The organism is Methylotenera sp. (assembly GCF_029945535.1).
GTDB lineage: Bacteria > Pseudomonadota > Gammaproteobacteria > Burkholderiales > Methylophilaceae > Methylotenera.
In genome coordinates this window covers 597705-621579 of record NZ_JAQSCU010000013.1, presented here as the reverse complement: position 1 = coordinate 621579, position 23875 = coordinate 597705, and the positions used below count along the sequence as shown (strand labels likewise).

At 43.9% G+C, this 23875-nt stretch carries 22 protein-coding genes and 1 tRNA gene; 17 read left to right on the top strand and 6 right to left on the bottom strand.

Annotated elements, in window-relative coordinates:
• Window positions 1–218 precede the first annotated feature (218 nt).
• The 9 genes from PSU72_RS10575 (at window position 219) to PSU72_RS10535 (ending at window position 6273) form a co-directional block, all read left to right on the top strand.
• Window positions 219–542: a hypothetical protein gene (locus tag PSU72_RS10575; protein WP_300432400.1), complete on the top strand. Its 324-nt coding sequence runs from the start codon at window positions 219–221 to the stop codon at window positions 540–542.
• A gap of 51 nt (window positions 543–593) precedes the next feature.
• The gene (locus PSU72_RS10570) at window positions 594–953 is read left to right on the top strand and encodes a hypothetical protein (protein WP_300432399.1); all 360 of its coding nucleotides are present in this window, start codon (window positions 594–596) and stop codon (window positions 951–953) included.
• Between the two features lie 55 nt (window positions 954–1008).
• Complete coding sequence (locus PSU72_RS10565; protein WP_300432398.1) at window positions 1009–1281, top strand: hypothetical protein; 273 nt, start codon at window positions 1009–1011, stop codon at window positions 1279–1281.
• Window positions 1282–1293: 12 nt separating this feature from the next.
• The gene (locus PSU72_RS10560) at window positions 1294–3003 is read left to right on the top strand and encodes an SGNH/GDSL hydrolase family protein (RefSeq protein WP_300432396.1); all 1710 of its coding nucleotides are present in this window, start codon (window positions 1294–1296) and stop codon (window positions 3001–3003) included.
• Window positions 3004–3263: 260 nt separating this feature from the next.
• Window positions 3264–3339, top strand: a tRNA-Asn gene (locus PSU72_RS10555).
• Window positions 3340–3482: 143 nt separating this feature from the next.
• Complete coding sequence (locus PSU72_RS10550; protein ID WP_013148135.1) at window positions 3483–3764, top strand: DnaJ domain-containing protein; 282 nt, start codon at window positions 3483–3485, stop codon at window positions 3762–3764.
• Complete coding sequence (locus PSU72_RS10545; RefSeq protein WP_300432394.1) at window positions 3761–4252, top strand: hypothetical protein; 492 nt, start codon at window positions 3761–3763, stop codon at window positions 4250–4252. Before PSU72_RS10550 ends, PSU72_RS10545 begins: the two co-directional genes overlap by 4 nt.
• Window positions 4253–4294: 42 nt before the next feature.
• Complete coding sequence (locus tag PSU72_RS10540; protein WP_300432393.1) at window positions 4295–4963, top strand: hypothetical protein; 669 nt, start codon at window positions 4295–4297, stop codon at window positions 4961–4963.
• A 47-nt stretch (window positions 4964–5010) separates the two neighbouring features.
• Window positions 5011–6273, top strand: coding sequence for a hypothetical protein (locus tag PSU72_RS10535; RefSeq protein ID WP_300432391.1), 1263 nt, complete (start codon window positions 5011–5013; stop codon window positions 6271–6273).
• A 28-nt stretch (window positions 6274–6301) separates the two neighbouring features.
• Here PSU72_RS10535 and PSU72_RS10530 read toward each other — a convergent pair whose 3' ends face one another.
• The gene (locus PSU72_RS10530; RefSeq protein ID WP_300432390.1) at window positions 6302–6961 is read right to left on the bottom strand and encodes a phosphatase PAP2 family protein; all 660 of its coding nucleotides are present in this window, start codon (window positions 6959–6961) and stop codon (window positions 6302–6304) included.
• Between the two features lie 216 nt (window positions 6962–7177).
• Window positions 7178–7660, bottom strand: coding sequence for a hypothetical protein (locus PSU72_RS10525; RefSeq protein WP_300432389.1), 483 nt, complete (start codon window positions 7658–7660; stop codon window positions 7178–7180).
• Window positions 7661–7826: 166 nt separating this feature from the next.
• Between PSU72_RS10525 and PSU72_RS10520 the strand changes: the two genes are divergently transcribed.
• The 4 genes from PSU72_RS10520 (at window position 7827) to PSU72_RS10505 (ending at window position 10724) form a co-directional block, all read left to right on the top strand.
• Window positions 7827–8300: a hypothetical protein gene (locus PSU72_RS10520; RefSeq protein ID WP_300432388.1), complete on the top strand. Its 474-nt coding sequence runs from the start codon at window positions 7827–7829 to the stop codon at window positions 8298–8300.
• A 119-nt stretch (window positions 8301–8419) separates the two neighbouring features.
• Entirely contained in the window at window positions 8420–9937 is a 1518-nt protein-coding gene (locus PSU72_RS10515; protein ID WP_300432386.1) for a protein adenylyltransferase SelO family protein, read from the top strand.
• 151 nt (window positions 9938–10088) lie between these two features.
• Window positions 10089–10391, top strand: coding sequence for a DUF5710 domain-containing protein (locus tag PSU72_RS10510; RefSeq protein ID WP_300432385.1), 303 nt, complete (start codon window positions 10089–10091; stop codon window positions 10389–10391).
• 6 nt (window positions 10392–10397) lie between these two features.
• Window positions 10398–10724 carry a hypothetical protein gene (locus PSU72_RS10505; RefSeq protein ID WP_300432384.1) on the top strand — a complete coding sequence of 109 codons (327 nt, stop codon included), beginning with the start codon at window positions 10398–10400 and terminating at the stop codon, window positions 10722–10724.
• A 22-nt stretch (window positions 10725–10746) separates the two neighbouring features.
• Here the strand turns inward: PSU72_RS10505 and PSU72_RS10500 are convergent, their stop codons facing one another.
• From PSU72_RS10500 to cphA (PSU72_RS10485), 4 genes are all read right to left on the bottom strand, one after another.
• Window positions 10747–11337: a hypothetical protein gene (locus PSU72_RS10500; protein ID WP_300432382.1), complete on the bottom strand. Its 591-nt coding sequence runs from the start codon at window positions 11335–11337 to the stop codon at window positions 10747–10749.
• Window positions 11338–15345: a Pls/PosA family non-ribosomal peptide synthetase gene (locus PSU72_RS10495; protein WP_300432381.1), complete on the bottom strand. Its 4008-nt coding sequence runs from the start codon at window positions 15343–15345 to the stop codon at window positions 11338–11340.
• Between the two features lie 36 nt (window positions 15346–15381).
• Window positions 15382–17952, bottom strand: coding sequence for a cyanophycin synthetase (gene cphA / locus PSU72_RS10490; protein WP_300432379.1), 2571 nt, complete (start codon window positions 17950–17952; stop codon window positions 15382–15384).
• Between the two features lie 72 nt (window positions 17953–18024).
• Window positions 18025–20187, bottom strand: coding sequence for a cyanophycin synthetase (gene cphA / locus PSU72_RS10485; RefSeq protein WP_300432377.1), 2163 nt, complete (start codon window positions 20185–20187; stop codon window positions 18025–18027).
• Between the two features lie 224 nt (window positions 20188–20411).
• On the opposite strand from cphA (PSU72_RS10485), the gene PSU72_RS10480 reads away from it, so the two are divergent.
• The 4 genes from PSU72_RS10480 to PSU72_RS10465 all read left to right on the top strand — a co-directional run bounded on the left by PSU72_RS10480 (window position 20412) and on the right by PSU72_RS10465 (window position 23813).
• Complete coding sequence (locus tag PSU72_RS10480) at window positions 20412–22634, top strand: ABC transporter ATP-binding protein (RefSeq protein ID WP_300432534.1); 2223 nt, start codon at window positions 20412–20414, stop codon at window positions 22632–22634.
• Window positions 22631–23107 (top strand): DUF1854 domain-containing protein, encoded by a 477-nt coding sequence (locus PSU72_RS10475; RefSeq protein ID WP_300432375.1) that lies wholly within the window; start codon window positions 22631–22633, stop codon window positions 23105–23107. Before PSU72_RS10480 ends, PSU72_RS10475 begins: the two co-directional genes overlap by 4 nt.
• A gap of 1 nt (window position 23108) precedes the next feature.
• Window positions 23109–23363 (top strand): VF530 family protein, encoded by a 255-nt coding sequence (locus PSU72_RS10470; protein ID WP_300432373.1) that lies wholly within the window; start codon window positions 23109–23111, stop codon window positions 23361–23363.
• 93 nt (window positions 23364–23456) lie between these two features.
• Window positions 23457–23813, top strand: coding sequence for a hypothetical protein (locus PSU72_RS10465; RefSeq protein WP_300432371.1), 357 nt, complete (start codon window positions 23457–23459; stop codon window positions 23811–23813).
• Window positions 23814–23875 lie beyond the last annotated feature (62 nt).

Below are 23875 nucleotides of genomic sequence, written 5' to 3'. Positions count from 1 at the left end.
TTTACTAATACTAGCGGAAGCACATCTACGAGATTCCTTCCCAGCAACAGCTTGAAAGTTCTAGTGCCTACAACTGCACTGGACCTTTCGATTTGGTTTGTGAATGACGCACCTGACAGCAGGAATTTTTCAACTTCCATCTACTACAAAGTAACTTTTTACAATTGATAATTATGACATTGACATATATAATCTGATAAACAATCAAGGAGTTAATTATGTTCACAATAGGTATGCCTGAAGTTTTGGGTTTCGTAATCACTTTAATAGGCGCTGGCTGGGCTTTGATTAAGTTAAGCCTCAATCAATTTGAGAAGCGACTAGATGACAAACTTAAAAACCTTGATGTAGCAGTGAGTGAGATTAAACGCTTAGAGTTGGAGATCGTACGCAATGATGCAAAAGCAGCTCAGACGTACGTAACCATCATCGGCCATGACAAATCGTTAGAACGTATCTTTGACATGCTAGGTAGAATCGAAGCAAGCCTTAGCAATAAAATCAGTCGTGACGAAGTTGAGCGCATTATTCACAGAACTTAAATTATGACATTGTCATAATGTGTGTTAGAGTAAATAAATCGGAGAGTAGTCATGTTTAAGAATATTTCACTTATTTTCAAGGCCTTAAATCAAGGTGAGTCTTTATTCCACGTTGAGACGTGGAAGAACGTTCAATTAGTAACCAACGCAATCACTGCCATCTTAATGGTCGTTGTCGTGTTTGTTCCGCAGCTGAACCTAACACCAGAAACAATTCAAGACTTGGCTTCAGGCATCGCGCTAATTGGAGGCGTTATCAATGGCTACCTCACTGTGGCAACCACTAAAAAGATTGGCCTTGGTAATGCTCCTATTGAGCCTACCGAACTGCACAACCTTGACACCGCAACTGACTCAGTGCCAGCCAAGGATAGCCTTGATGGTGGGTCCAAATTGTTGTCAGGCAAATAATATCTTAAACGATATAAACGGTTTTTATTTATCAATTAATTGTCAGGAGTAATTCATGCAAACTTTATTTTTAAACATCCTTTTCACCGCAATTCGCCGCATTGTTACAGCAGAGCTTTTTGCTGAAATCTTACGTTTAGTGCAAATCGAAACAGACAGCACTTTGTCAGGCCCTCAAAAGAAAGCCGCAGTAATGACTGAGTTAAATGTCATTAAGGGACAACTTGGTGTAACTGTTAGCAGCTTGGCTTCATGGGTTCTTAGTATGGCGGTGGATATTGCTGTTACTGAGATCAACAAAAAAGCTGGTTTATCAATCACTAAATAGAAAGGTAATACAATGACACCAATTCCAGCAGGTTCAGTCGTCACCCCAAGTGGCCCAGTAGATTGGGTATACGGACCAGGCGGCGTTTTAATCGGTTCAATTTCCCCTAGTGGAGATTACGTGGCTTTAGGAGGCTCTACCAAAACAAGCAGACTAAGAGCGATTACAGTAGGTGACTCTCACTTGAATAACGGCTTCCTGTCAAATGGTGCCGCACAGATGGTCAGTTTCATAGTGGCAAACGGTATTGCAACTGTAGTCAATCAGTCGGGGTTTCCACATTACCTAACACCTAATAGCTCATTCACTCTATTCAACAACTCAGATTTAACATACACCAGCACATTAAATGGTTGCTGTCTAAAAGTTTTAACTACGCCTGACAACTTAACATTCACTTTCCCTGCTACATACAACGGCAAAACACTTCCTGATGGTAACTACTCTAGTCAGTCATGGTACTTCATACTGTACCAGACGCACTTGCTTGACAACTCTTGGTATCAATGGTTAAACAACTTCTTAGGTCGTAAACTAGTTACAGTAGCAAACTACGCTTTAGGCGGTTCTATATCAGCTAAAGATGTTGCAATCCTCCCAAATATTTTAGTAGGCCCTGATTTTGATATTGCCTTTATTACTACAGGTACAAATGATATTAACGGTGTCTCAACTTTGGCAGCAGCTTTAGCGGCAGCTGATACGGTGTATGCAAACACTAAGAAGCTGACCGACACATTCACTGCTTTAGGAAAGTATTGTGTTGTGACTATCCCTCCACCTATAGGTGCAGCAGCTCAAGCAGGCTTCACTCAACCTAAAAATATCGCTTTAGCGTCTTTACGTAACAGGCTTCTTAACCTTGGTAGAAGTAATCACCTGATTGATACAGCTGACGCCTTTGGCGTGTGTATTAATGGTACAAGCACAAATGGAGACTTCCTCACAGGATATACCTGGGCAAACGTAGCTGACTCAGTGCATCTAGCAGTGTTCGCGCAGATTAAGCTAGTTAAAAATTTCTTGGCAACTACCAAGTTTACAGCACTGTTTAAACCTCAATTCAATAGCCCTGTAACAGTTCTTGAAGATGCTACAGGCTACCCTCAAACTGAGTCTAACGCTAACTTACAGGTGAATGGTTTGATGACGGGGGCTGTTGCTGTTGGTGCTGTAACAGGAGTTACAGGTACTAAACCTACAGGCTGGACTCCTCAAGCTGCAAGTGGGTCAAGTACCCATGTACTCGCAGGAGGTGCTGCAAGATACAGTAAACCTAACAGCAACTCAGCAAATCAAGGCTTGGCGGCAACACTCGTATCGACATGGTCAGGCACAGCATCAGATACGTTTGTATCATGGCTTCCAAACTTTTCAGCAAATATGGTAGGAGGCAAGTGGTATAAATACTCCATTGACGTTACAAACATTGGGGGAGCAACAATCACCAACGTAGGTAACATAACATTCCAAGTTTACCTAAACAATATTATTAATATGTTCGCAAATCGTTCATTAGGTAATAACGTATCTAACGGCGTTCCCTTAGATGCAGGTGACACTATCACAATATCTACTGAGGCATTTTATGTACCAGCAGGTGTGAACTTTGGTTCATTATGTATTGCAATGGTTCAGGTGTCAGGTAATACTACAACAGGGACTAGTTCACTAGAGTTCACTTCTGCTCAAATGCGAGTGGTTGACGACCCTTTAGCTTAGCAAGACAGTTGGAACGTTTAAGAGCCGCTTTTTAAGCGGCTCTTAGCATTTTTGGATTTACCTGATATACTGCGTCCCGACTTGCAAATTAAGGGCTATAACACCCCACCAAATCGCTCGATTTTTAAGCATTTCGTTGAATAAAATATGACAATGTCTTGTGCGTATTTTGTGCGATAAGTAAGAGTTTTAAGGCATTTTAAGGCGTTAAATAGAGTAAGCGAAGAAATTTAAGTGTTGTAAGTCATTGATTTGATTATTCCTCGATAGCTCAGTCGGTAGAGCAACGGACTGTTAATCCGTGTGTCCCTGGTTCGAGCCCAGGTCGAGGAGCCAAATATATAAAAAGCCCTATAGCAATGTGGGGCTTTTTCGTTTTAGCTCTAAATTACTAAGCGTCACGCAAAATTTAAAAATAATTTGTCTAGTTTAAGTAATATAAACACTATTCTTAGCATCTCTAAACTTGGCGGATAAAATTGAAAAATTACTACGAAGTTTTAGGCCTTACCGCTAACGCGACCTTAGCTGAAATAAAAACCACCTACCGCAAGATGGCATCTCAATACCATCCTGATAAGAATTCAGCAAGTGACGCTCCTGCAAAGTTTAGACAAGTGCAGGAAGCCTACGAAATACTTTCTGATCCCGATAAAAGAAAAACGTACGACGAAAACCGCAGGCGCAGTCTATTGGATAGTCCGATAGACACCGCACATGAAATTTGGCAGTACTACATAGATGGAATATTAAAACAATGAGAATATCGCGTTACTTTACTGACCTAATGGCTACTTATGTGGCTGATATTAATGACTTTAAAACTGACTCCGGTGGCGAGGACGTATTGGCAGATCGCCTTAAAGAGAAGCGCTCTCAAATACAGGACTTAATGCCTATGATGGCAACTAACCCTGAAATGATGGCGATTGTTTTTCATAAAAGTGTTGTGATTAAAAAATCAGAAACCATTATGAGTTATCTTGATAAAGAACCGGCTATGTTTCCAAAATGGGATGCCATATCATCCAGCGTGCAGTTTCAGCCTTGGGCAACAAGTATCGTTGAAAAGTTAAAAGTTGAAGCTGGCGGAGAGCACTTTTTATTAACCACCGTCATGCTAGAACACTTATATGCGCTTTATGAAGTGAGTGAAGATGCTATTGAAGAAATGGAAACTGAAGAGTCAGATGATCTTGCTGAATCAGGTGGCGAATGGCTATCTGAGCACGGCTTCGACAGTCATTAGGCGCATCAACTAGTAAATTTTAGTCAATACAATAGGATAAAAATGACACATTTAGTCGTTGTAGAAGCAACTAACCTTATTCAGTCTGGCGACATAGTGAGAGCCGAGGCCATCCTCACTGCCCTAGTAGAAACTGAGGGTGATAACGCCTTGATTGAGGTGCTTGATGATATTCCTTCGAAGGATTTATTAGCTGTTATTCGCGAGTATGACTCGTCTAAACAGTCGCTATTGAATTTATTGATTACACCTGAGCAATTTGCGCGTGTGGTTGTTTTAGAGCGTCTCTATAAAGATATGTCACACGAACAACTGCGCGGAATGATGAATTCGGTCATTTTTCGCGAAGATGCTGATGCTAGTGAGTTCATAGAGGCAATCGCCGAACTTGAATTTGGTTATGAGACATTCGCTGATTACCTTTCAGATCGTGCAGAAGAAGTTGTTGGAGAGACATTTGCCGCACTTGATACTGAGGACATATCACGCTCAGAAATTAGCGATCATGACTGGAAAGAGCTCACATGGTTACTACGTCATGAGCACTCAGACATTTACAATATAGTCCTTGTCCTCTTAAAAGCCAAACTTCAGGAGAGAATCATCCCTGAAGTTGTGCTTAGTGGTGAAGATGATGACGAGGCTATTGAGAACACGACCCCTGAGGAAAAAACACCTAAAGAGGAAGAGGATGAAGACTCTGCAATTTAGGCACTATTTGCTGAATATGCAGCCTTTGCATCATTAAATAATCACTCATGGCACTCACCCAAAATACTCATTCTGTTGCAGCCTATGACAACGCACCTTTCTTTGAAAAGGCGCTTAAATATGCGGTTTACAACAATATCATCGATCAAGCTCGGTTAACTGAAATAATCAATGATGCCGCCACAGGCTCGTTACAGATTGCCGAATATTTTGATGAATCCAGGCACCTGAGAAAGAACCTAGAAGTATCCATGAAGCGCATGGTGAGTTTGGTCAGCTTATATCTTGAAGATACAACAGATGGTGAGCTAGATAAAGCCGCGCAACTTTTAAAAGACAAACCATTTCGAGCGCTCTCGCGCGGCGGCTCACAAATGCTAAAAGCGCTTTACAGCATGCCTGAAGATGAGCACTTCGGCTCATCTCGGCTTGATTCTGAACGTGAGTTCCTAAAAAAATGTTTAAGCAAAGAATTGTCTGTAGCTAAATATAGACAAACATTTAAAGATTGCGAACGGTATAAAAATCACATCAATTTAGCTGCATTGCTGGTCAAGAAACTTGGGGCGACTACCAGTGAATTAGACGAGATGCACGCATCGACTCAACATGTTATTCGTACATCATTGCTATCTTTGGCTTACGGTGCAAAAAAAAACATCGCTAATAAAACTAAATTTCCTGACGAAAACACCTTATTCGAGATTTTCACCTCAATTCGTCAAGAGTGGGCGCTCCTAGGTGATGTGACTTGCTCAAGCAGATTTATGGATGATCTGCCCGCTGAGTATCAAGCCTATACCAAAGCAATTCTACAAAGCATTCAGAATGAAGATATTCCTAAAATAGTGAATCAAGCGATTAGCTTAGAATCAGTGCTAAACGACCTTAAACACAATAAATACTTTTACTTGCACGACCAGCTAAATGAAGTGAGTAGATTCGACAAAGCGCTTTCAGCGGACTGGTTTGCACTTACTGGCGACATTGATGCAAGCGGCAATGATGAAGACTCGTTACTTCTAACCTTATTTCTCTGCGCAGCAGCTGGAGTAGCTCGTAAAACCTCGTTAAAAATATTTGAAGCTAAAAAAGCGGTTTTAAACATCCGCGAAAATGGTCTTTTACAAAATGAAGTGCTTAATTTAATTAAAATAGCGCCGCATGATGATATAGAGCAACTTACGTCGTTATGGGATGAATTTATAGATGAAGCCTCACCCTACCTGCTTGATAGTTCAGATGAAAACTTACATGAAGTCATGATGTATTTAACTGAACGCTGCAATATACAGAAAACCAAGAAATAGCGTAACTAATAGCAACGACTCAGCAATATCAAAACTCACTGGAAGTTTGTGTCGTACTCAAATAGGCTCGTGTAAACGGCTGGTCATGACCAGATAAATACAAGGCTAGCTTTACCGACATATCGTGCGCTGGAATATAGTTTGGTGTAGTTGAGCCAAATACAAGCAGCAGACTCAGAATCAATAATTGTAGGTAGACTAAGCCCTGACGGTGACTTTTTATGGCGTAAATTGCCACACCACATACAGCTAGCCCTAAAACCCAGCCTGCAACTACCTCGCTAATACTGTGCATACCAAGGACAACGCGAGATACGCCTACTGCAAAGCCAAGTAATAGACCAAACCATAAACCAATGTTTTTTAATTTAGTTTGCGCGCCCCCACCCACTGAAAAAAACAATATCGGTAGTATGGAAGTAGCTAGCAATGTGTGTCCACTCACACCGGTAAAGTCTAGTGAGGCGACGCCTATTCCCCACCCTAGGAAAAGCAATTTAGTGGCGAGCGTAACAGTAACGGCTAAGGTAAGCGCTGTTAGCCATAGATAAATAGCCGCTTTTTGATTGGAAATCCAAAGCGTAGCCACTGAGATGGCTAACACAGGAAACAATAAGCTTGATGAGCCAAGTTGCGTGATTAACTGCCAGTATGCGCCTGTTGCTTGCATCGATAATTGCGAGATCATAAACTAACTTTACTCATGGGAAATATATGTTACTGCTGAACATTAGCTTGAAAAACTTCATTGTACGTCATTATAAAATGACTGGCATGTGCCATACAGACTAAATTTCCACACTGAGCATTTAGTGTGGAAACTTGTAAGAACGAAATGTGAGGATGTTGAAGGTCGTATTAATGTTGAGCGTGTATTGCTAAATTTTCCTGACGATTCAGAAAGTTAATAAATGGCGGTGAATTCGCGACCTAGGCATCGTCCAATCACAATTTCATCATTAATTTTCTTAAATCGCTTGATGACAGATAGCAATCTATGATCGTTTATAAATGTGCTGAATTTCTCCGAGTTTTGTTTTGACGATGAGCTTTCTAGGTGCGCATTATTATCCCAATCTTGAAATATTTCGCTGAAATATTTTATGTCTACAATATGATTATTCATCATTACACAGATAGCAAAACAGTCTTGCTCATTCTTTGTAGCAAGCTTAGCAGGGATTTCAAATTTATTAGCCACAGGCGCAAGTTGCGAATATTTGTTTTGAAAAAAGCGACCTAAATGATCGCTGCAATAATCTTTGCCTAGCTCCAGCAAGTTAGTAAGTTGCATCGTACTGTCTAAATGAATGCCAGCCATCATTGCCATATATTTATTACCCTCAGCTTGTAAATAATTTGGGAAAACTAATTTTCTAGGATTCATATTGCATGACTTTGCTTACAAGAACCTGACATCTATCTAAAAAGTTATTTTTACTTGGCTGAGTGTTGTGAAAACCCCGCATGAGAAACCTATCAGAAATACGATGGGTTTTATTTTCTGATAAAATGCCGCTAAATTTAAGGCTTCAGAAAGAAGCAAATTAAACATGTCCAACACTCCCACCCTATTTCCTAAAGGTCTAACAAAAGCGCTTTCACTCAAGCAGCCCTATGCATGGCTGATTGCAAATGGCTATCTGCTGGTGGATGACCGCACTTGGGGAACCCAATACCGTGGGCCGATGCTGATTCACGCAAGTAAAGGTCTGTATGAGGTGTATTACGATTACCTTAAGTCCAATACTGATATTCCATTACCTGATAAAGACAAGCTTGAATACGGTGGCGTGGTGGGCATTGCTAACTTAGTGCTTTGCTGCCGACCTGGAGAGCTGCCAAAAGGCATTAACCGTCAGCAACGCGCTCACTTTGGTGGAGTTCATCAGGAATATTTTGGCTTTCTGTTTGAGCAAGCACGCCCTATAGCGCTGATGCCATGTCGAGGCAAGCTTGGTATCTTTGAGATTGATGTGGACGAGCTTTTAGCGCCGCCGCCAGGGGTACAAGCTGAATTATTTTAAGCCGAATATAGTCTTAATTAAACAGCCGTACTTAATACATAAAAGCTTCTCATTTTCAGAATGAATCGTTATTATCAAAGTTAATAAATATCCCAGTAATTTAGTAAGGATTACACCAATTGAAAGATTCAAAACAAGACTTAAATGAGGCTTTTAAAAAAATCTCAGTAACCTCATCGGGCTGGAATTTTGATAATAGCTACACGCGACTACCTAAAACTTTCTTTGTTAAGCAAAAGCCGACGCCAGTTAAAGCGCCGCATATCGTGCTGTTCAATCAATCATTAGCAGCTACTTTGGGGTTAAATGCTAAAGTTTTATTAGAAGATGAAGCAAGTTTGGTATTTTCTGGCAACACAATACCTACAGGCGCTGAGCCTATTGCACAGGCTTATGCGGGACATCAATTTGGTCACTTGAACATGCTTGGCGATGGTAGAGCTATATTACTCGGAGAGCATTTAACGCCAGAAGCTAATCGTTACGATATTCAACTTAAAGGCGCGGGTGTAACGGCTTATTCGCGGCGTGGCGATGGCCGTGCGGCACTTGGCCCTATGCTTAGGGAATATATCATTAGCGAAGCAATGTATGCGCTGGGGATACCCACTACGCGCAGCTTAGCTGTGGTAACTACGGGCGAACCTGTGTATCGAGATAGCATTCTGCCTGGCGCTATTTTAACGCGAGTAGCTACTAGTCATATTCGAGTGGGAACGTTTCAATTTGCCGCATCACATGATGATCCAGAGATTATAAGAACACTGGCGGACTACACCTTAAATCGGCATTTTCATGAGTGTATAAGCACTGAAAATAAGTATTTATCGCTACTTAATGCCGTGATTGATAAACAGGCAAAATTGATTGCGCAGTGGATGCATATTGGGTTTATTCATGGTGTGATGAATACCGACAATATGTCAATTTGTGGCGAAAGCATCGATTTTGGGCCTTGTGCATTTATGGATAGCTATGATCCTGCAACTGTTTTTAGCTCGATTGACCAGCAAGGTCGATACGCTTTTGGTAACCAGCCGCCTATCGCGCAATGGAATTTGACGAGATTTGCTGAAACATTGCTGCCACTAATACATCAAGATTTAGAGGAAGCTATAAGACTTGCGGAAAAAGCTCTTAAGGCATTTTCAGATAAATATCAGCAGTATTGGCTGGCTGGCATGCGGGCGAAGTTAGGCTTACTTACAGAAGAGCCTGACGACCTTACCTTAATAGAAGAGCTGCTAAACTGCATGAAAAAATATCGTATCGACTATACCAACACGTTCCGAGACCTGTCTTCAAGCTTGGTGGTGAATACGCCTATATCAGCTGAAAAGAATATAGATACGCCTGATTTCATCACATGGCATCATCAATGGCGTAAACGGCTATCAAGTCAGACTGCAAGTTTGGATGATGCGATTGCATTGATGTTAAAGACTAATCCTGCGGTGATTCCACGCAATCATCAAGTAGAAGCTGCATTAAGCGCAGCAGAATCAGGTGATTTTACCGTGCTAGAAAAGCTGCTTGAAGTACTGTCGCAGCCGTTCAAAGACGATGCTAGCCACATGAGTTATCGTAACCCACCTTTACCAACTGCAATGCCTTACAAAACATTCTGCGGGACTTAATCGAAATACTCAACTTGTGAGGATAACTTGCCCTCAATCATTTGAGAGCAAGCGCAGCGCTGGTATGAAGTTGTTTTAAGAATTAGCTATAATGCTTCTTTTCAAGAAACTCATTATCTAAAAGCAGTAATGCAAAAACCTTAGGAAGAAAATGACCGCAGCAACCAATATTGCACTAAAAGTACCATTCAATGAGAAAGACCAAGCTAAATCGCTAGGCGCACGCTGGAATGCAGAATCAAAACACTGGTATGTACCACAAGGCGTTGAAGCAGCGCCATTTGAGAAATGGTTCACAAACGCCCCTACTTCCGCCCCAGCTCTATCTGTATCTAAACCCACCACTGCAAAAACGGATAAACCTGCTCCGAGTCAGTCCTTTGATGATGACATAGATGCGATTAACGCAAGACTGCGTGATGCTTATGAGTCACATGATGGTGATGCATTCTAATCACGCATGTCTCGCCGTGCACATCACAACGTTTATGTTATTGAGTTATCTAAAGACGTGCTGTTTGAGGCTAAATTCATCAAATGTAACCCCAATTACATCAGCGGAAAACCTTGCGTATATGTAGGCATGACCGGCTTAGATCCTGATGTGCGTTTTGACAAACATAAGGCTGGCATTCAATCTAACCGATATGCAAAACAATATGGCTTACGGCTATTGCCAGACTTGTACGAAGGTTTTAATCCGATGACCTATGATGAAGCTGCCACTATGGAGGTTGAGATTGGCATCGATTTACGCAGTGCAGGTTTTGGAGTTTGGCAGGCTTAAAGTGAAGGCATCTGACAGCTACTTAGTAAGCTATAGCAGCGACATAGCCATTATCTAGAACTAAGCTACAAACATTGAGGCTTTCAAGTTTTTCATCTCTAGCTGCGCTCCATTCGATTAATGCTTCACCTTTCGCTTTTAGGCTGGCTTCAAACTCGGTCCATGCCATTGCAAAAGCTTCTTTGTGCGCCTGTATTGGCCCGTTAAGAATACGTTCCGCAATGTTTACACCCAAATACTCAATGGCTAGCGTTCGTAACTCTGCGTCATCAGGAACACTATTGATCACCATTAAGTCGATACCAACAGAGCCACTCATATTGATTGCGACCAGTGACAGCCCAACTTCATGGCTAATAGAAAGCCCAATATTGTGATTTTTATTTAGTAGCTTAACTGCTTGACCTGCTTGAGAAAGCAAGTCTATTTCATTCACATCACAATGCAGCAATAAAGCTAACACCTCTTGAACCGCGACTCGCACTAACTGCCTAGCTTCTGCACGTTGCATGTTTGGCGATGTTCGCAAGGCAATGACAAGCAAGCCATTTTCTGGAATTAGTTTGCCTGCGTCATTTGGCCACTCTAATACAGAAAGCCGCTGCTGAAGCATTTATGACCGATCTGGAATCGCTGGACAGCCCCACCAACGCGAATTAGCAGGAATACTTTCGCCTTTCATCACCAATGTGAGTGGCCCTAACTTGACGTTGTCTGCCACGTGGGCACTGTAAAGTACAGTACTACGCGCACCGATACTCACTCGCTTGCCGATATTCACGTGATCAATTTTCATGATTCTGTCCTCAAACAGATGGGTTTGCGGACATACAAGCGCGTTGAGTTCGCTGTATTCGCCAATCGTTACACAGTCAAATTCGGTCAAATCAGTGGTATCTAAATACACGCCTCGTCCAATATGACATCCTAACAAGTTAAATGCCATGGGCAACCACGGAGTGCCGCGTAAATAGCGCATAAAATTAGGCACCACAAGGCCCTCATAAAGGTTAGTGATACCTTCCGACGTCCAAACAAAAGGCGTCCACATTGGCTGAGAGCGCTTGTCGTAGCGAAAAATCAGTATCCATTTAAGGATTGCGATAAAAACAAAGCCGCCCAAGCCGTACAACAGTCCAGCTACAACCAAGTGTAAAGCTACTATCCACCATTGCGCAGCAGCAGCATAAGGCATGGCATTAAGCACTACGGTGTAACCCACAGCAATCACCACGGCGTGTGGTGTCACAATACGGTAAGCCTCCACTAATGCGCGCCCTATTCTACGCAACATTGATGGGCGGAATGTCAGCGATTCAGGGTACATTCCAATGGTTTCTTCCCGCGCAGATAGATTAATAGCTGGCGAACCTAGCCAAGTGTCGCCTTTGCTCATCACTTGATTGCTAGGTGCACGTGAATGAACGCCTATTAAGACATTTTCAGGAATGACAGTACCATCCGGGATGTAAGCACCATTGCCAACAAAGCTGCGTTTGGAAATAACGGTCGGCTGGGTCTGCATCCAGCCACCTTGTATAGACTCATCACCTAACATGACACCATCGGCGATAAATGATTCATCTCCCAGCGTCAGTAAATCTGGCACAACGCCTTGCGCTGTGGAGATTTCAGCATCGCGCCCTACTTTTGCACCCAATAACCGGTACCAAAATGGCGCATATACGGTAGCGTAAACACCATGCAGAATGTTTAAACTTGATTCCTGAATTTGATTAACCAACCAACGGCGACAATACACATTGCTGTGCACTGGCCAACGACCAGCTTTTAAACGCATTAAGACTACCCAGCGTAATGCCGCAGAAATCAAAGCTGTACAGACGATTAGCACAGCAATAGCTGGAAATGCTAAGAAGAAGTATTTAACTAATTGAAATGAGGTACTGCCATGCTCAAGCCATGGATAACTTTCATCCATACGATCGACCAACATCATGCTGGGGAAAATCGGTATGAAAAACAGCACCGCTGTAACTAACACGCCAAATATAAAAAATACAGCTTCTGAAAATAAGCGAACTTTAGAAACTTCAGGACGTGGCACGTGTGACTTTTCATCAAAAGCACCCATATCTTTTGCTGGCGAACCGCTCCAAATACGCTTCGCTGGCACATGCATACCATCACTCAATGCAGAAAGGCCTTCAACACGACCGTACTCTCCTACACTGGTATTGCCTTCCAATACCGCATAGGAATCGACACAGGCTTCCTTAGCAATGAAAATATTGCCTAAGATTAACTCGCCATGCTCTACTCTGGCATTTTCTAAATTGACCGCATTGCCAATACTGACGCCATCAGCGATTTCTAATAAGTCATGAGCACGTAACGAAACTGAACTAATATTAACCTCACGGCCAACTTTCGCGCCAAGCGCACGCAGCCACCACACATATAGCGAAGAGCCGCCTAACATATACAAAGGTGCGCCTTCAATTAAGCGGTCAGACAGCCACCAGCGGAAGTAAGTTACCCCCCACAACGGGTAGCGTCCAGCTTTAAGCTTGCCTGCAACCAGCCATTTACCAAAGATTGCCACGACAAAACTAAGCACTGTGACTAGAAGAAATACGCCTATGGAAGCTGCAATAGCTTCCGCGATAGAGTCGCCCGGGTCACCAGTAAAGAAGTGGTAAGTAAAAAATGAGGCCAACCACTGTGACATGCGCAACAACACCAACACTGGCACCACTACAGCTTGCGCCGCACCACATAGCCATCGTTTAGTCGTGGATGGTGGCACCCAAGTAGACTCTACAACGGGTAAATTAGCGGGCGTTTCATTTAAAATTTCGGCGATACGCCCAATTTGGCGATGTTGATAAACATCACGCACGGTAAAACTAGAAAACGTTTCATTAGCTCGTATTGCCGAAGCTAACCGAGCCGCCAATAGCGAATGACCACCTAAATCAGTAAAAAAATCGGCTTCGCGACGTATCGATTGACCAGGGAAAAGTCTATTTAGGGCAGTAAACAGAACTTCTTCAGCTTGGTTCTCTGGGCTATCTGAATCACTGTTTTCATCTGCCAACACGCTTAAAGGTAAAGCTCGCAAGGCTTTCCGATCAATCTTCCCGGAAGTAAGGCGTGGCATTTCTGCGAGGGTCACAAAATAGGCTGGTACCATATAAGGCGGTAAGGTTTCGGCTAAAGCTACACGTAATTGCGACGCCGCAATACCTTCGCCACTTTCGCTCACGACATAAGCGACTAAACGCTCCATACCATCATCTTGTCGTAAAATTACCGCAGCAGTTCCTATGCTATCTTGGGCGCAAAGCACGGCTTCAATCTCGCCTAGCTCAACGCGAAAACCTCTAATTTTGACTTGATCATCAGTTCTACCTAAACATTGAACTCGACCGGCCTCATCAATTCTTGCAAGATCACCCGTGCGATAGAGCCTTTGGTCATGCTGTCCCGTTGCAAATGGGTTGTTTAGGAACTTCTCGGCAGTAAGGTCTGGTCGTCCAAGATAACCAATTGCTACACCTGGCCCACTGATACACAACTCACCGGTTTCGCCACGATCAAGTAAGCGCAAGCTAACCGACGGATCAGGATCAACTACGAGCAATATGTAGTTAGGTAGCGGCAGGCCGATAGTCACTGCTTCATTAGCTTGCAATTGAGCCAATGAAGCCGATACTGTCGCCTCCGTAGGCCCGTAAGTATTAAACATTTGACGTTCAGGAGTAGCCCATTTATTGGCCAAAGATTCAGGGCAAGCTTCGCCACCGAGGTTAACAATACGCAGATTGGGCAACTCACGATTGAACAATGCTAGTAAAGTTGGCACCGCATGCAGTACCGTCACTTTTTGCTCAAATAAAGCTTGTGGCAATGCGTCTGCATCGGTCGCTAGTTCTTTTGGTGCAATCCATAGCGTAGCGCCCACAAGGTAGCTAATCCAGATTTCTTCAAAAGACATATCGAATGCCACTGAGAAACCTTGATAAACAAGATCTGAGGTGGTAACGCCTAGTCGACTGTTTTCGCTACGCAAGAAATGACAGATTGAGCCTTGATTTACCAGAATACCCTTAGGCTTACCAGTAGAACCGGAAGTGTAAATCACGTAAGCAGGATGCTCAGGCAAGGCGCCAACACGTCTTTTTAACGTCTGCTTAGCTGGGTTAAGTAAACTCTCAGCATCCCATGTTGTGGTAGATAAACTGCCTAACTGCTTGATAAACGTATCACAACTAATTAGGCCAAAAGCATTTGCATCACTCAAACAAACAACTACTCGTTCTGCTGGCGTATCTGCATCAAAGGGTAACCAAGCAGCGCCAGTTTTAGCAATAGCCAACTGCATCACCAGCAACTCTATGCCGCGTGGCAGCCAAAGACCAATAATCTGCCCAGGACTAACGCCATGGTCAATCAAATGTGAGGCCGCAAGATCCGCCTTATTATTCAGTTCAAAATAACTAAGCTTGCGTTCGCCAAAAATCAAAGCGATTTGATTGGGTAAACGCGTCGCGGTAGTCTCAAAAATATCAGCAAGAACCTCAATAACGATTAGTTCTGCTTGATTCTGGCCGAATAAAATACTGGGCACAGGGTGTTGACCACTGGTGGTGTTCATAGAATGGTGGAGCTCATAGAAACAAGTTAAATTGAATTAAGCTTGCGAGATTTGTTGTGCAATGTATGCCAATGCTTCATCAACTTGATCGATTAAAATTAGACATAAATCGCCTTTTTCTAGGCGTGACAATGCCGCGTCAATAGCTACAAACTCTCCGCGTATCTCGTCTACTTTTTTAGTACGCTTGGCGTTTGCCAAACCACTTCTTAATAGCGCAAGTACCTCACCATCTGCGCGACCGCGTTGGCATTGGTCTTCATACAAAATCACTTCATCAAAAGCATCACCTAAGATTTCTGATTGACGGCTAATATCAACATCTCTGCGGTCGCCAGCGCCGCTAATCACCACCATGCGTTTTTTTGCTGGGATATTTTCAATCGCACTGACTAGCGCAACAATAGCATCGGGATTATGTCCGTAATCAGCAATCACACTGGCGCCACGATATTCAAAAAAGTTAAAGCGGCCTGGTGCGGTTTGCGCATCGTTAACAAAAGTTGATACGCCTTGAAGAATGACATCCCACTCAACTTTTAACGCCCATGCAGACGCGATTGCAGCCATGGCATTCTCAACTTGAAAGCCTATCGTACCGTTTCGAGTGACAGGAATTTTCGCCAAATCAATACGATGCTCGTTGTTCTGTTGTGCGGCAACAATTTGCCCACCTTCAACATATACCACCCGATGCCCATGCGCGCGGTGAGTAGCGATGACAGGTAGCTGACCATTTTGCGCAAAGAAAGTCACAGCGCCAGGACAAGCTGCAGCCATATTAGCCGTCATTGGATCTGCCGCATTCAGCACGGCCATGCCATCGGGTGCAACGTTTTGCACAACGACTCTTTTAACTACAGCTAAATCTTCCACAGTAGTGATATAACTTAGCCCTAAATGATCACCCATACCAATATTGGTGACTACCGCGACATTGCAACGATCAAACGCTAAGCCTTCACGTAATACACCGCCTCTAGCAGTTTCTAACACAGCCGCGTCTACATCTGGGTGCATTAGCACATTACGAGCGCTTTTTGGACCACTGCAATCGCCAGTATCAATGCGACGACCTTCGATATAAACACCGTCTGAGTTGGTCATGCCGACTCTCAAACCTTGGCAAGTCAAGATGTGCGAAATTAAACGTACTGTTGTGGTTTTGCCATTGGTTCCTGCGACAGTAACAAGCGGAATCCTGCCATCATCGCCAGCAGCAAACATCGTAGATAGAATGGCTCCGCCAACTTTGCGGCTTTTGCCGTAAGAAGGCTGCAAATGCATGCGCAAGCCTGGCGCGGCATTTACTTCCACAATCCCACCACCTTGCGCCTCAAGCGGATGCAATACGCTGTCGCACATCACGTCTACACCGCAAATATCCAACCCAATCATTTGTGCAGCAGCCACTGCTGTTGCTGCTAATTCCGGATGCACATCGTCAGTCACATCAGTTGCTGAGCCACCAGTACTCAAATTGGCATTACTGCGCATCACCACGCGCTGCCCTTTGCTGGGGACTGAATCTGCATTTAAGTTTTGCTCGGCTAAGGTGCCTAACGCGATGTCATCTATGCGAATTTTAGTGAGCGAAGTCGCATGACCCGAACCGCGTCGTGGGTCACTATTAACCTGCTCAACCAATGCACGAACAGTGCGCACACCATCACCCAGCACAATCGGCGGGTCACGTCTTGCTGCTGCAACCATTTGATTACCAACAACTAACAATCGGAAGTCGCTGCCTGTAATAAAACGCTCAACCAATACTTCTGAACTGATTTTAGATGCGGCCACAAAAGCGTCATTAAGCTGTTCACGCGTGACAATATTCACCGTCACGCCCTTACCTTGATTTCCATCTTTTGGCTTAACAACAACAGGCCCAGCAATTTCAAGCATGGCGGCCCATGCTTCTTCTATAGTAGAAACCTCTCGTCCGAATGGCACTGCAACGCCAGCCGCATCGAGTAATTTTTTTGTTAAATGCTTGTCTTGCGCAATCGCTTCAGCAATCGCGCTGCTACGATCCGTTTCGGCGGCTTGAATTCGGCGCTGACGACTACCCCACCCAAGCTGAACTAGGCTACCTTCGGTTAATCGACGATAAGGAATTCCTCTAGATATTGCGGCTTGTATAATAGAACCAGTACTAGGTCCTAATCGCACATCTTCATCTAAGTCTTTCAGCTCAGTCAGTGCTGCATTCAAATCAAATGGCGTATCTGCCACTGCAGCTTGGCAAAGGCTCTCTGCCAACTCAAGCGCCCTACGACCTACTTCTTCTTCGCTATATTCAAACACGACTTGAAAAACGCCAGATTCTGGCGTTGCCGTTGTGCGACTAAATGTCACCAAGCTTCCTGATTGGGCTTGCAACGCCAAAGCTGTGAGCTCTAGCACGTGCGCCATCGTAACAGCTTCAGTATGACCGCCAAGTTGCAACATACCAATCTCAGGAAAACGCTCACGAAGCCGCACTTCAAAACCGTTAATATTGGCAATACAGCATTCAAGCTCGTCACAGGTCACAACCGCTTCAATAGACGTATGTCGGCTCCATAAATTAGGGCCGCGAAGTGCTCGAACACGATTGACTTGCATTAAACAGTTTTCCTTATTATTTTTATAACGATTGTTTTTATCATATTAATTTGATTGTATTGTTGATCAAACTTAAGCGACATTGGCATGTTTAGGTACGAATGTTTTGATACCAGTAATAATCAGATCAAGCGAAATTCCAAGTGCCCATGCAGCGCCTACGGCAGCCAAAAAGCTTGTAATTCCTATTGTTTGAGACTGATTATTCAACGCAGGAATAGCCGCCAAGCTCACCAAAGGTGTTTTGGCTTTTCCATTGGCTAACACAATGTATCCATCATGCAATATTACTGCCCGCCCAGCGTTGGCTAAATGCTCACTCACAATCTCTAATCCTGCATCTTGGGCAAAAAATATCACTTCGCCATCACATAATTCAGCCATCATTGCCACTAATGGGTCTTCAGCATTCAACACAGCCGCGCCGTTATCCAGCACCAGATCTACTTGTGTGCGCATCACATTGTAAACTTGCTCAATGGTGTCTATGTAATATTCACCGAAGTGCTTCTCTGGTTCAATATTCGTGATAACGCCCACTTGGCAACGGTCGTAGCCTAATCCTTCACCTAAAATGGTAGAAGCACTATTCTCAATCACCGCCGCTTGCACTTTGCGATTCATCAATAACTTCTGAGCCGCAGTCCAATTAGCACAATCTTTTTTATCTAATTGACGCTCATCTACATATAAACCATCTGCACAGGCTAGGCCTGTATGCAAGCCGCTAAGCTGAATTAAACTGGCAACAATTTGAGCAACTTGTGATTTTCCATGGGTACCTGCGATACCTACAAGTGGGATTCGACCAGAGTCTTCACTGCTAAATAAGCTTTCAACAATCGCCTTGCCTACAGGTCGCGCCTCGCCTTGCGCTGGTTTAAGATGCATCAATAAACCCGGCCCTGCATTCACTTCAACTATCGCAGCGCCTTGCTCAGCTAGCGGACGAGAAATATCTTCCGCCACCATATCAATACCAGCAATATCAAGACCAACAATACGTGCAGCTAAGGCGGCTACTGCAGCAACTTCTGGGTGAACTAAATCTGTTACATCAATCGCCACATTGCCATTACGCTGCACGATAATAGACGTGTCTTTTGGCAATACTGAGTCAGGCGTATACCCTTGTCGTTGAATTTCAAAAATGACTGATGGCGTTTCATCAATCTGCAGAAGCTCCAAAGGAAACTCCTCGGCCTCGCCTCTTCTAGGATCTGTATTGACTTGGAGATCGATTAACTGGCGAATGGTAGACACGCCATCGCCAATCACTGAAACGGACTCACCTCGCGCTGCGGCAGCTAATTTGCCGCCCACAATTAACAGACGATGCTCGTTACCGCGAATAAATCGCTCAACAATCACCTCACTGCCCTCTTCGTCAGCGAGCTTGAATGCAGCCGCCACGTCAACGCGCGTCATCAATTCAGTAGAAACACCACGTCCATGGTTACCATCACTTGGTTTTACAACAACGGGTAAACCAATATCTTCAGCCGCTTCCCAAGCATCTTCAGGGCTTTCTACAATGCGGCCTTCTGGCACTGGCACGCCGCAATTTTGTAGTAATTGCTTGGTTAAATCTTTGTCACGTGAAATGCCTTCGGCAATCGCACTGGTCATATCTGTTTCAGCAGTCCATACACGGTGCTGTGCAGCGCCATAGCCAAGCTGCACTAAATTACCTTCTGTCAAACGGATAGATGGAATGCGTAATTCTGTTGCAGCATCTACTATGCAAGCAGTACTAGGGCCTAAGCAATAGTCATCCACCAGTTCGCGTAGCGTTGCAACGGTTGCCGCAACGTCAAATGGTTTATCTTCTATCGCAGCCATAATCAAGTCGCGTCCTGCATTTAATGCTGCTCGACTGACTTTTTCATTACGTGAACGTACAACAACTTTATAAATGCCTCGCACGGCTGTGCTGCGCGCTTTACCAAAACCGCCTTGCATACCAGCCAAAGTTTGCAGCTCGAGGGTTACGTGTTCCAATATATGACCAGCCCAAGTACCTTCTTTTACCCGCAATAAAAATCCACCGCGCTCGCCTATGCCGCAACGATGTTCAATCAAAGAAGGAAGCCATGAGCTAAGTCGCTCATAAAAACCTGGGATGGTGTTGGATGGTGAATCCTCTAACGCACCAATATCTAGCCATACCTCTAGCACCGGACGATATGTCCATATATTGGGGCCATGCAGAGGTAATATTTTCAGAAATTGCATCAATCTATCCAGATTAATAATATTAAAATTAAACCGTTCGATTTTATCGCATTTAACTGACAGAAAGCTGACAGTAAACGATTTATATTTATTTGTAAGCTTGTACGATTGTAGTAAACTCAGCAGCCGTGAACAAGCAAATACAACATTTAAACTCCGCGCCAAAACCACTGCCTGATGACTGGCAAACTATCGTGTCTGCACGATTAATGAATGCTGAAACGATGCATGGCTGGTTGGAAATCAATCTGGATAACAGGCTTCATTTTAAGAAGAGCTTGTTGGTCGTTACCAATCAACGTTTACTGCATATTGAGTTGCAAGCGCTGGATAGCGCTGCGCAAAGTATTGAGTTTCAATATGGTGCGAATTTAAAGCTCAATTATCACGACCATGCTGGCGTAGGAAAAATCGAGCTATTTGAGGAAGAAAAACGAATAGCGTACTGGTTTCTGACCTTAGAAAACAACACGGCAGCCCTACGTTTCGTTAAGCAGTTTGCGCAACAAATTACCAGTCTTGTCACTGGGCAGGCTATCAGCATAGAACCAACGGAACCATGTCCAAAATGCCAGTTCCCCATGACTGCAGATCAAGACGAATGTCCGCAATGTAGTCGCACCTTAGACGCACCACCCTCAACTTGGACGCTTTTCAGATTGTGGCGCTTTGCAAAACCTTACCAATGGCAGCTGCTTGCTGGATTTTTGCTGATGTTAGCATCAACAGCTGCGACCTTGGTGCCACCCTATTTAACAATTCCGCTAATGGATAAGGTGCTGATTCCCTATCAAAATGGCGTGCCTATTGATAAAGGTCTGGTTTCCTTGCTGCTTATCGGCTTGCTAGGTTCAGCGTTATTGGCGTGGAGTTTAGGCTGGGCGCGCACTTACATTCTGGCTTTAGTAAGCGAGCGTATCGGGGCTGACCTTAGAACGATTACCTATGAGCATCTGCTTCGACTTTCCCTAGAGTATTTTGGCGGCAAACGTACCGGCGATTTAATGGCACGCATCGGCTCAGAATCTGACCGAATCTGTGTATTTCTATCCTTACATTTACTCGATTTTGCCACCGACGTACTGATGATTATCATGACGGCTGCGATTTTAATCTCTATCAATGCCAAGCTAGCGCTTATCACACTGCTACCACTGCCCATCATTGCATGGATGATTCATCTGGTTCGCGACCGCCTGCGTACAGGCTTTGAAAAGATTGACCGAGTATGGTCGCAAGTAAGCAATGTGTTAGCCGATACGATACCTGGTATTCGCGTGGTGAAAGCCTTTGCGCAAGAAAATCGTGAAGCAACCCGCTTCCGTGAAGCTAATCAACAGAACCTGATAGTGAATGACCGCATTAACAAAATCTGGTCACTTTTCTCGCCCAGTGTGACTTTACTGACTGAAATTGGCTTGTTATTAGTCTGGGCATTTGGTATTTGGCAAGTGTCTCGTAACGAAATCAGCGTGGGTGTATTAACTGCTTTTCTTGCCTATATCAGCCGCTTTTATACGCGCTTAGATTCCATGAGCCGCATTGTTTCAGTCACACAAAAAGCTGCATCTGGCGCCAAACGTATTTTTGATATTCTTGATCATGTTTCTAGCGTTCCTGAAGCGACTAACCCAGTACACTTAGAAAAAGTCACCGGCAAGATTGAAATTACTAATGCAGGCTTTCGTTACGGCAATCGCACTGTGATTAAAAGCATCAACCTGACCATACAACCCGGTGAAATGATAGGGCTGGTTGGCCATAGCGGCTCGGGTAAAAGTACTTTAGTTAATCTGATGTGCCGCTTTTATGATGTTTCCAGTGGTTCAATCAGCCTAGATGGTGTCAATATTCGCTCTTTACCTATTTCTGAATATAGACGTAATATTGGGCTAGTATTACAAGATCCTTTCCTTTTCTTTGGCAGCATTGCAGACAATATTGCCTACGGAAAACCTGATGCAAGCCGAGCTGAAATCGTCGCTGCTGCTCGCGCTGCGCATGCTCACGAGTTTATTTTACGGCTACCGCATGGCTATGATTCATTAGTTGGTGAACGTGGACACGGCTTATCTGGCGGCGAACGTCAGCGTATTTCAATTGCGCGCGCATTGCTGATTGATCCGCATATTTTAATTCTGGACGAAGCGACAGCCTCAGTAGATACAGAAACTGAAAAAGAAATTCAAAAAGCACTGGATAACTTGGTTCAAGGCCGCACGACTATTGCCATTGCCCACCGTCTTTCTACTTTGCATAAGGCAAACCGCTTAGTGGTGTTAGACCAAGGCGAAGTAGTTGAAATTGGTAGCCACGACGAGTTGATGGCAAAAGAAGGCGCTTATTATCGACTTTATCAGGCTCAAGCTAGAAATGTGGATACTGATTTAGATGATTTAAGTTCTGAGGACGGAATTGCCAGTAAAGAAATGAACACATCATCGTGAAACAAACTTTTGAAGACTTCAAACTGATACGCAATCCCGCAGGGCAATTGCAACTCACCACACGTAGTAACGAGGTTCACAATGGCGTGTATCCTGTTCGTGCTTTTCCAATCTCTGCGACTGATGAAGGACTCTCATTGATGAGTCGTGAAGGTCATGAACTGGCATGGATTAATCAACTGTCAGAGTTGCCAGAAGAGATACGCGCGCTGGTTGCAGAGGAACTGACGCAAAGGGAATTCATGCCGGAAATTCATCGCATCATACACGTCTCCAGCTTTGCTACGCCTAGCACTTGGCAACTAATGACGAATCGCGGTGAGGCAACGCTCACGTTAAAATCTGAAGATCATATTCGACGATTAACACACACCAGCCTGCTTATTTCAGATAGTCACGGTATTGATTTTTTGATTCCAGAGATAGACAAACTAGATAAGCCCAGCAGAAAACTTCTGGATCGTTTTTTATAATATGACCAACGCTAAGCCTACTCAGCAAAACAACCCTTTACATGGCATCAAGCTAGAGCAAATAGTGACGGATTTAGCAGACTATTACGGCTGGGATGGTCTAGCAGAGCGCATTCCTGTCAATTGCTTCAGCAATGACCCGAGCGTTCAATCCAGCCTGAAGTTCTTGCGCAGAACTCCATGGGCACGCGATAAAGTTGAAGCACTTTATCTAACCATGCTGAGTAAGAAAAAACCTATCAAGGCAGCCGAATAAATCGGCTAAGCAAATTTGAGATTTGAATTTAATCAGTATAATATCAACACGATGTTTAAATTTAGTAAAAATTTCTTAATGCTGTGCCTAGTCATGTTGCAATTTCTTGCACCATTTATACATGCTCATGCCTACGGCTTGGACGACTCTAAAGAGCATGGTTTCCACATACACTCCACTGAAGTTAGCACATCAACTAACAATCAAGATATTGCAAATACGCAAATAAGCGGTCACCCAACTGCTGGTGCAATTGTTACCGTTGCGAGCGGCATTAAAGTCTCAAAAGCCGATGATATTGCTGACAATATTGCAATGCTGGCTGTTTTATTCACTATTGTTTTAATCGTTTTTAGTAAATCAAGCCCGTTGAGACCTCGCTCCCTTCAAGTACCGAAGTACCGTCACACACCCTACTCACTTCAAAGTCCCCGCGCGCCTCCTTACTAATTAAATCGCCCCAGCTGTTTTTAACAGCTAGTTACTTATTTGGTTTTTAACCAATCGATTTA

Coding starts and splice junctions, on each gene's coding strand:
- PSU72_RS10575 (WP_300432400.1), top strand. CDS start 219: ATGTTCACAATAGGTATGCCTGAAGTTTTGGGTTTCGTAATCACTTTA.
- PSU72_RS10570 (WP_300432399.1), top strand. CDS start 594: ATGTTTAAGAATATTTCACTTATTTTCAAGGCCTTAAATCAAGGTGAG.
- PSU72_RS10565 (WP_300432398.1), top strand. CDS start 1,009: ATGCAAACTTTATTTTTAAACATCCTTTTCACCGCAATTCGCCGCATT.
- PSU72_RS10560 (WP_300432396.1), top strand. CDS start 1,294: ATGACACCAATTCCAGCAGGTTCAGTCGTCACCCCAAGTGGCCCAGTA.
- PSU72_RS10545 (WP_300432394.1), top strand. CDS start 3,761: ATGAGAATATCGCGTTACTTTACTGACCTAATGGCTACTTATGTGGCT.
- PSU72_RS10540 (WP_300432393.1), top strand. CDS start 4,295: ATGACACATTTAGTCGTTGTAGAAGCAACTAACCTTATTCAGTCTGGC.
- PSU72_RS10535 (WP_300432391.1), top strand. CDS start 5,011: ATGGCACTCACCCAAAATACTCATTCTGTTGCAGCCTATGACAACGCA.
- PSU72_RS10530 (WP_300432390.1), bottom strand. CDS start 6,961: ATGATCTCGCAATTATCGATGCAAGCAACAGGCGCATACTGGCAGTTA.
- PSU72_RS10525 (WP_300432389.1), bottom strand. CDS start 7,660: ATGAATCCTAGAAAATTAGTTTTCCCAAATTATTTACAAGCTGAGGGT.
- PSU72_RS10520 (WP_300432388.1), top strand. CDS start 7,827: ATGTCCAACACTCCCACCCTATTTCCTAAAGGTCTAACAAAAGCGCTT.
- PSU72_RS10510 (WP_300432385.1), top strand. CDS start 10,089: ATGACCGCAGCAACCAATATTGCACTAAAAGTACCATTCAATGAGAAA.
- PSU72_RS10505 (WP_300432384.1), top strand. CDS start 10,398: ATGTCTCGCCGTGCACATCACAACGTTTATGTTATTGAGTTATCTAAA.
- PSU72_RS10500 (WP_300432382.1), bottom strand. CDS start 11,337: ATGCTTCAGCAGCGGCTTTCTGTATTAGAGTGGCCAAATGACGCAGGC.
- PSU72_RS10495 (WP_300432381.1), bottom strand. CDS start 15,345: ATGAACACCACCAGTGGTCAACACCCTGTGCCCAGTATTTTATTCGGC.
- cphA (WP_300432379.1), bottom strand. CDS start 17,952: ATGCAAGTCAATCGTGTTCGAGCACTTCGCGGCCCTAATTTATGGAGC.
- cphA (WP_300432377.1), bottom strand. CDS start 20,187: ATGCAATTTCTGAAAATATTACCTCTGCATGGCCCCAATATATGGACA.
- PSU72_RS10480 (WP_300432534.1), top strand. CDS start 20,412: ATGCATGGCTGGTTGGAAATCAATCTGGATAACAGGCTTCATTTTAAG.
- PSU72_RS10470 (WP_300432373.1), top strand. CDS start 23,109: ATGACCAACGCTAAGCCTACTCAGCAAAACAACCCTTTACATGGCATC.
- PSU72_RS10465 (WP_300432371.1), top strand. CDS start 23,457: ATGTTGCAATTTCTTGCACCATTTATACATGCTCATGCCTACGGCTTG.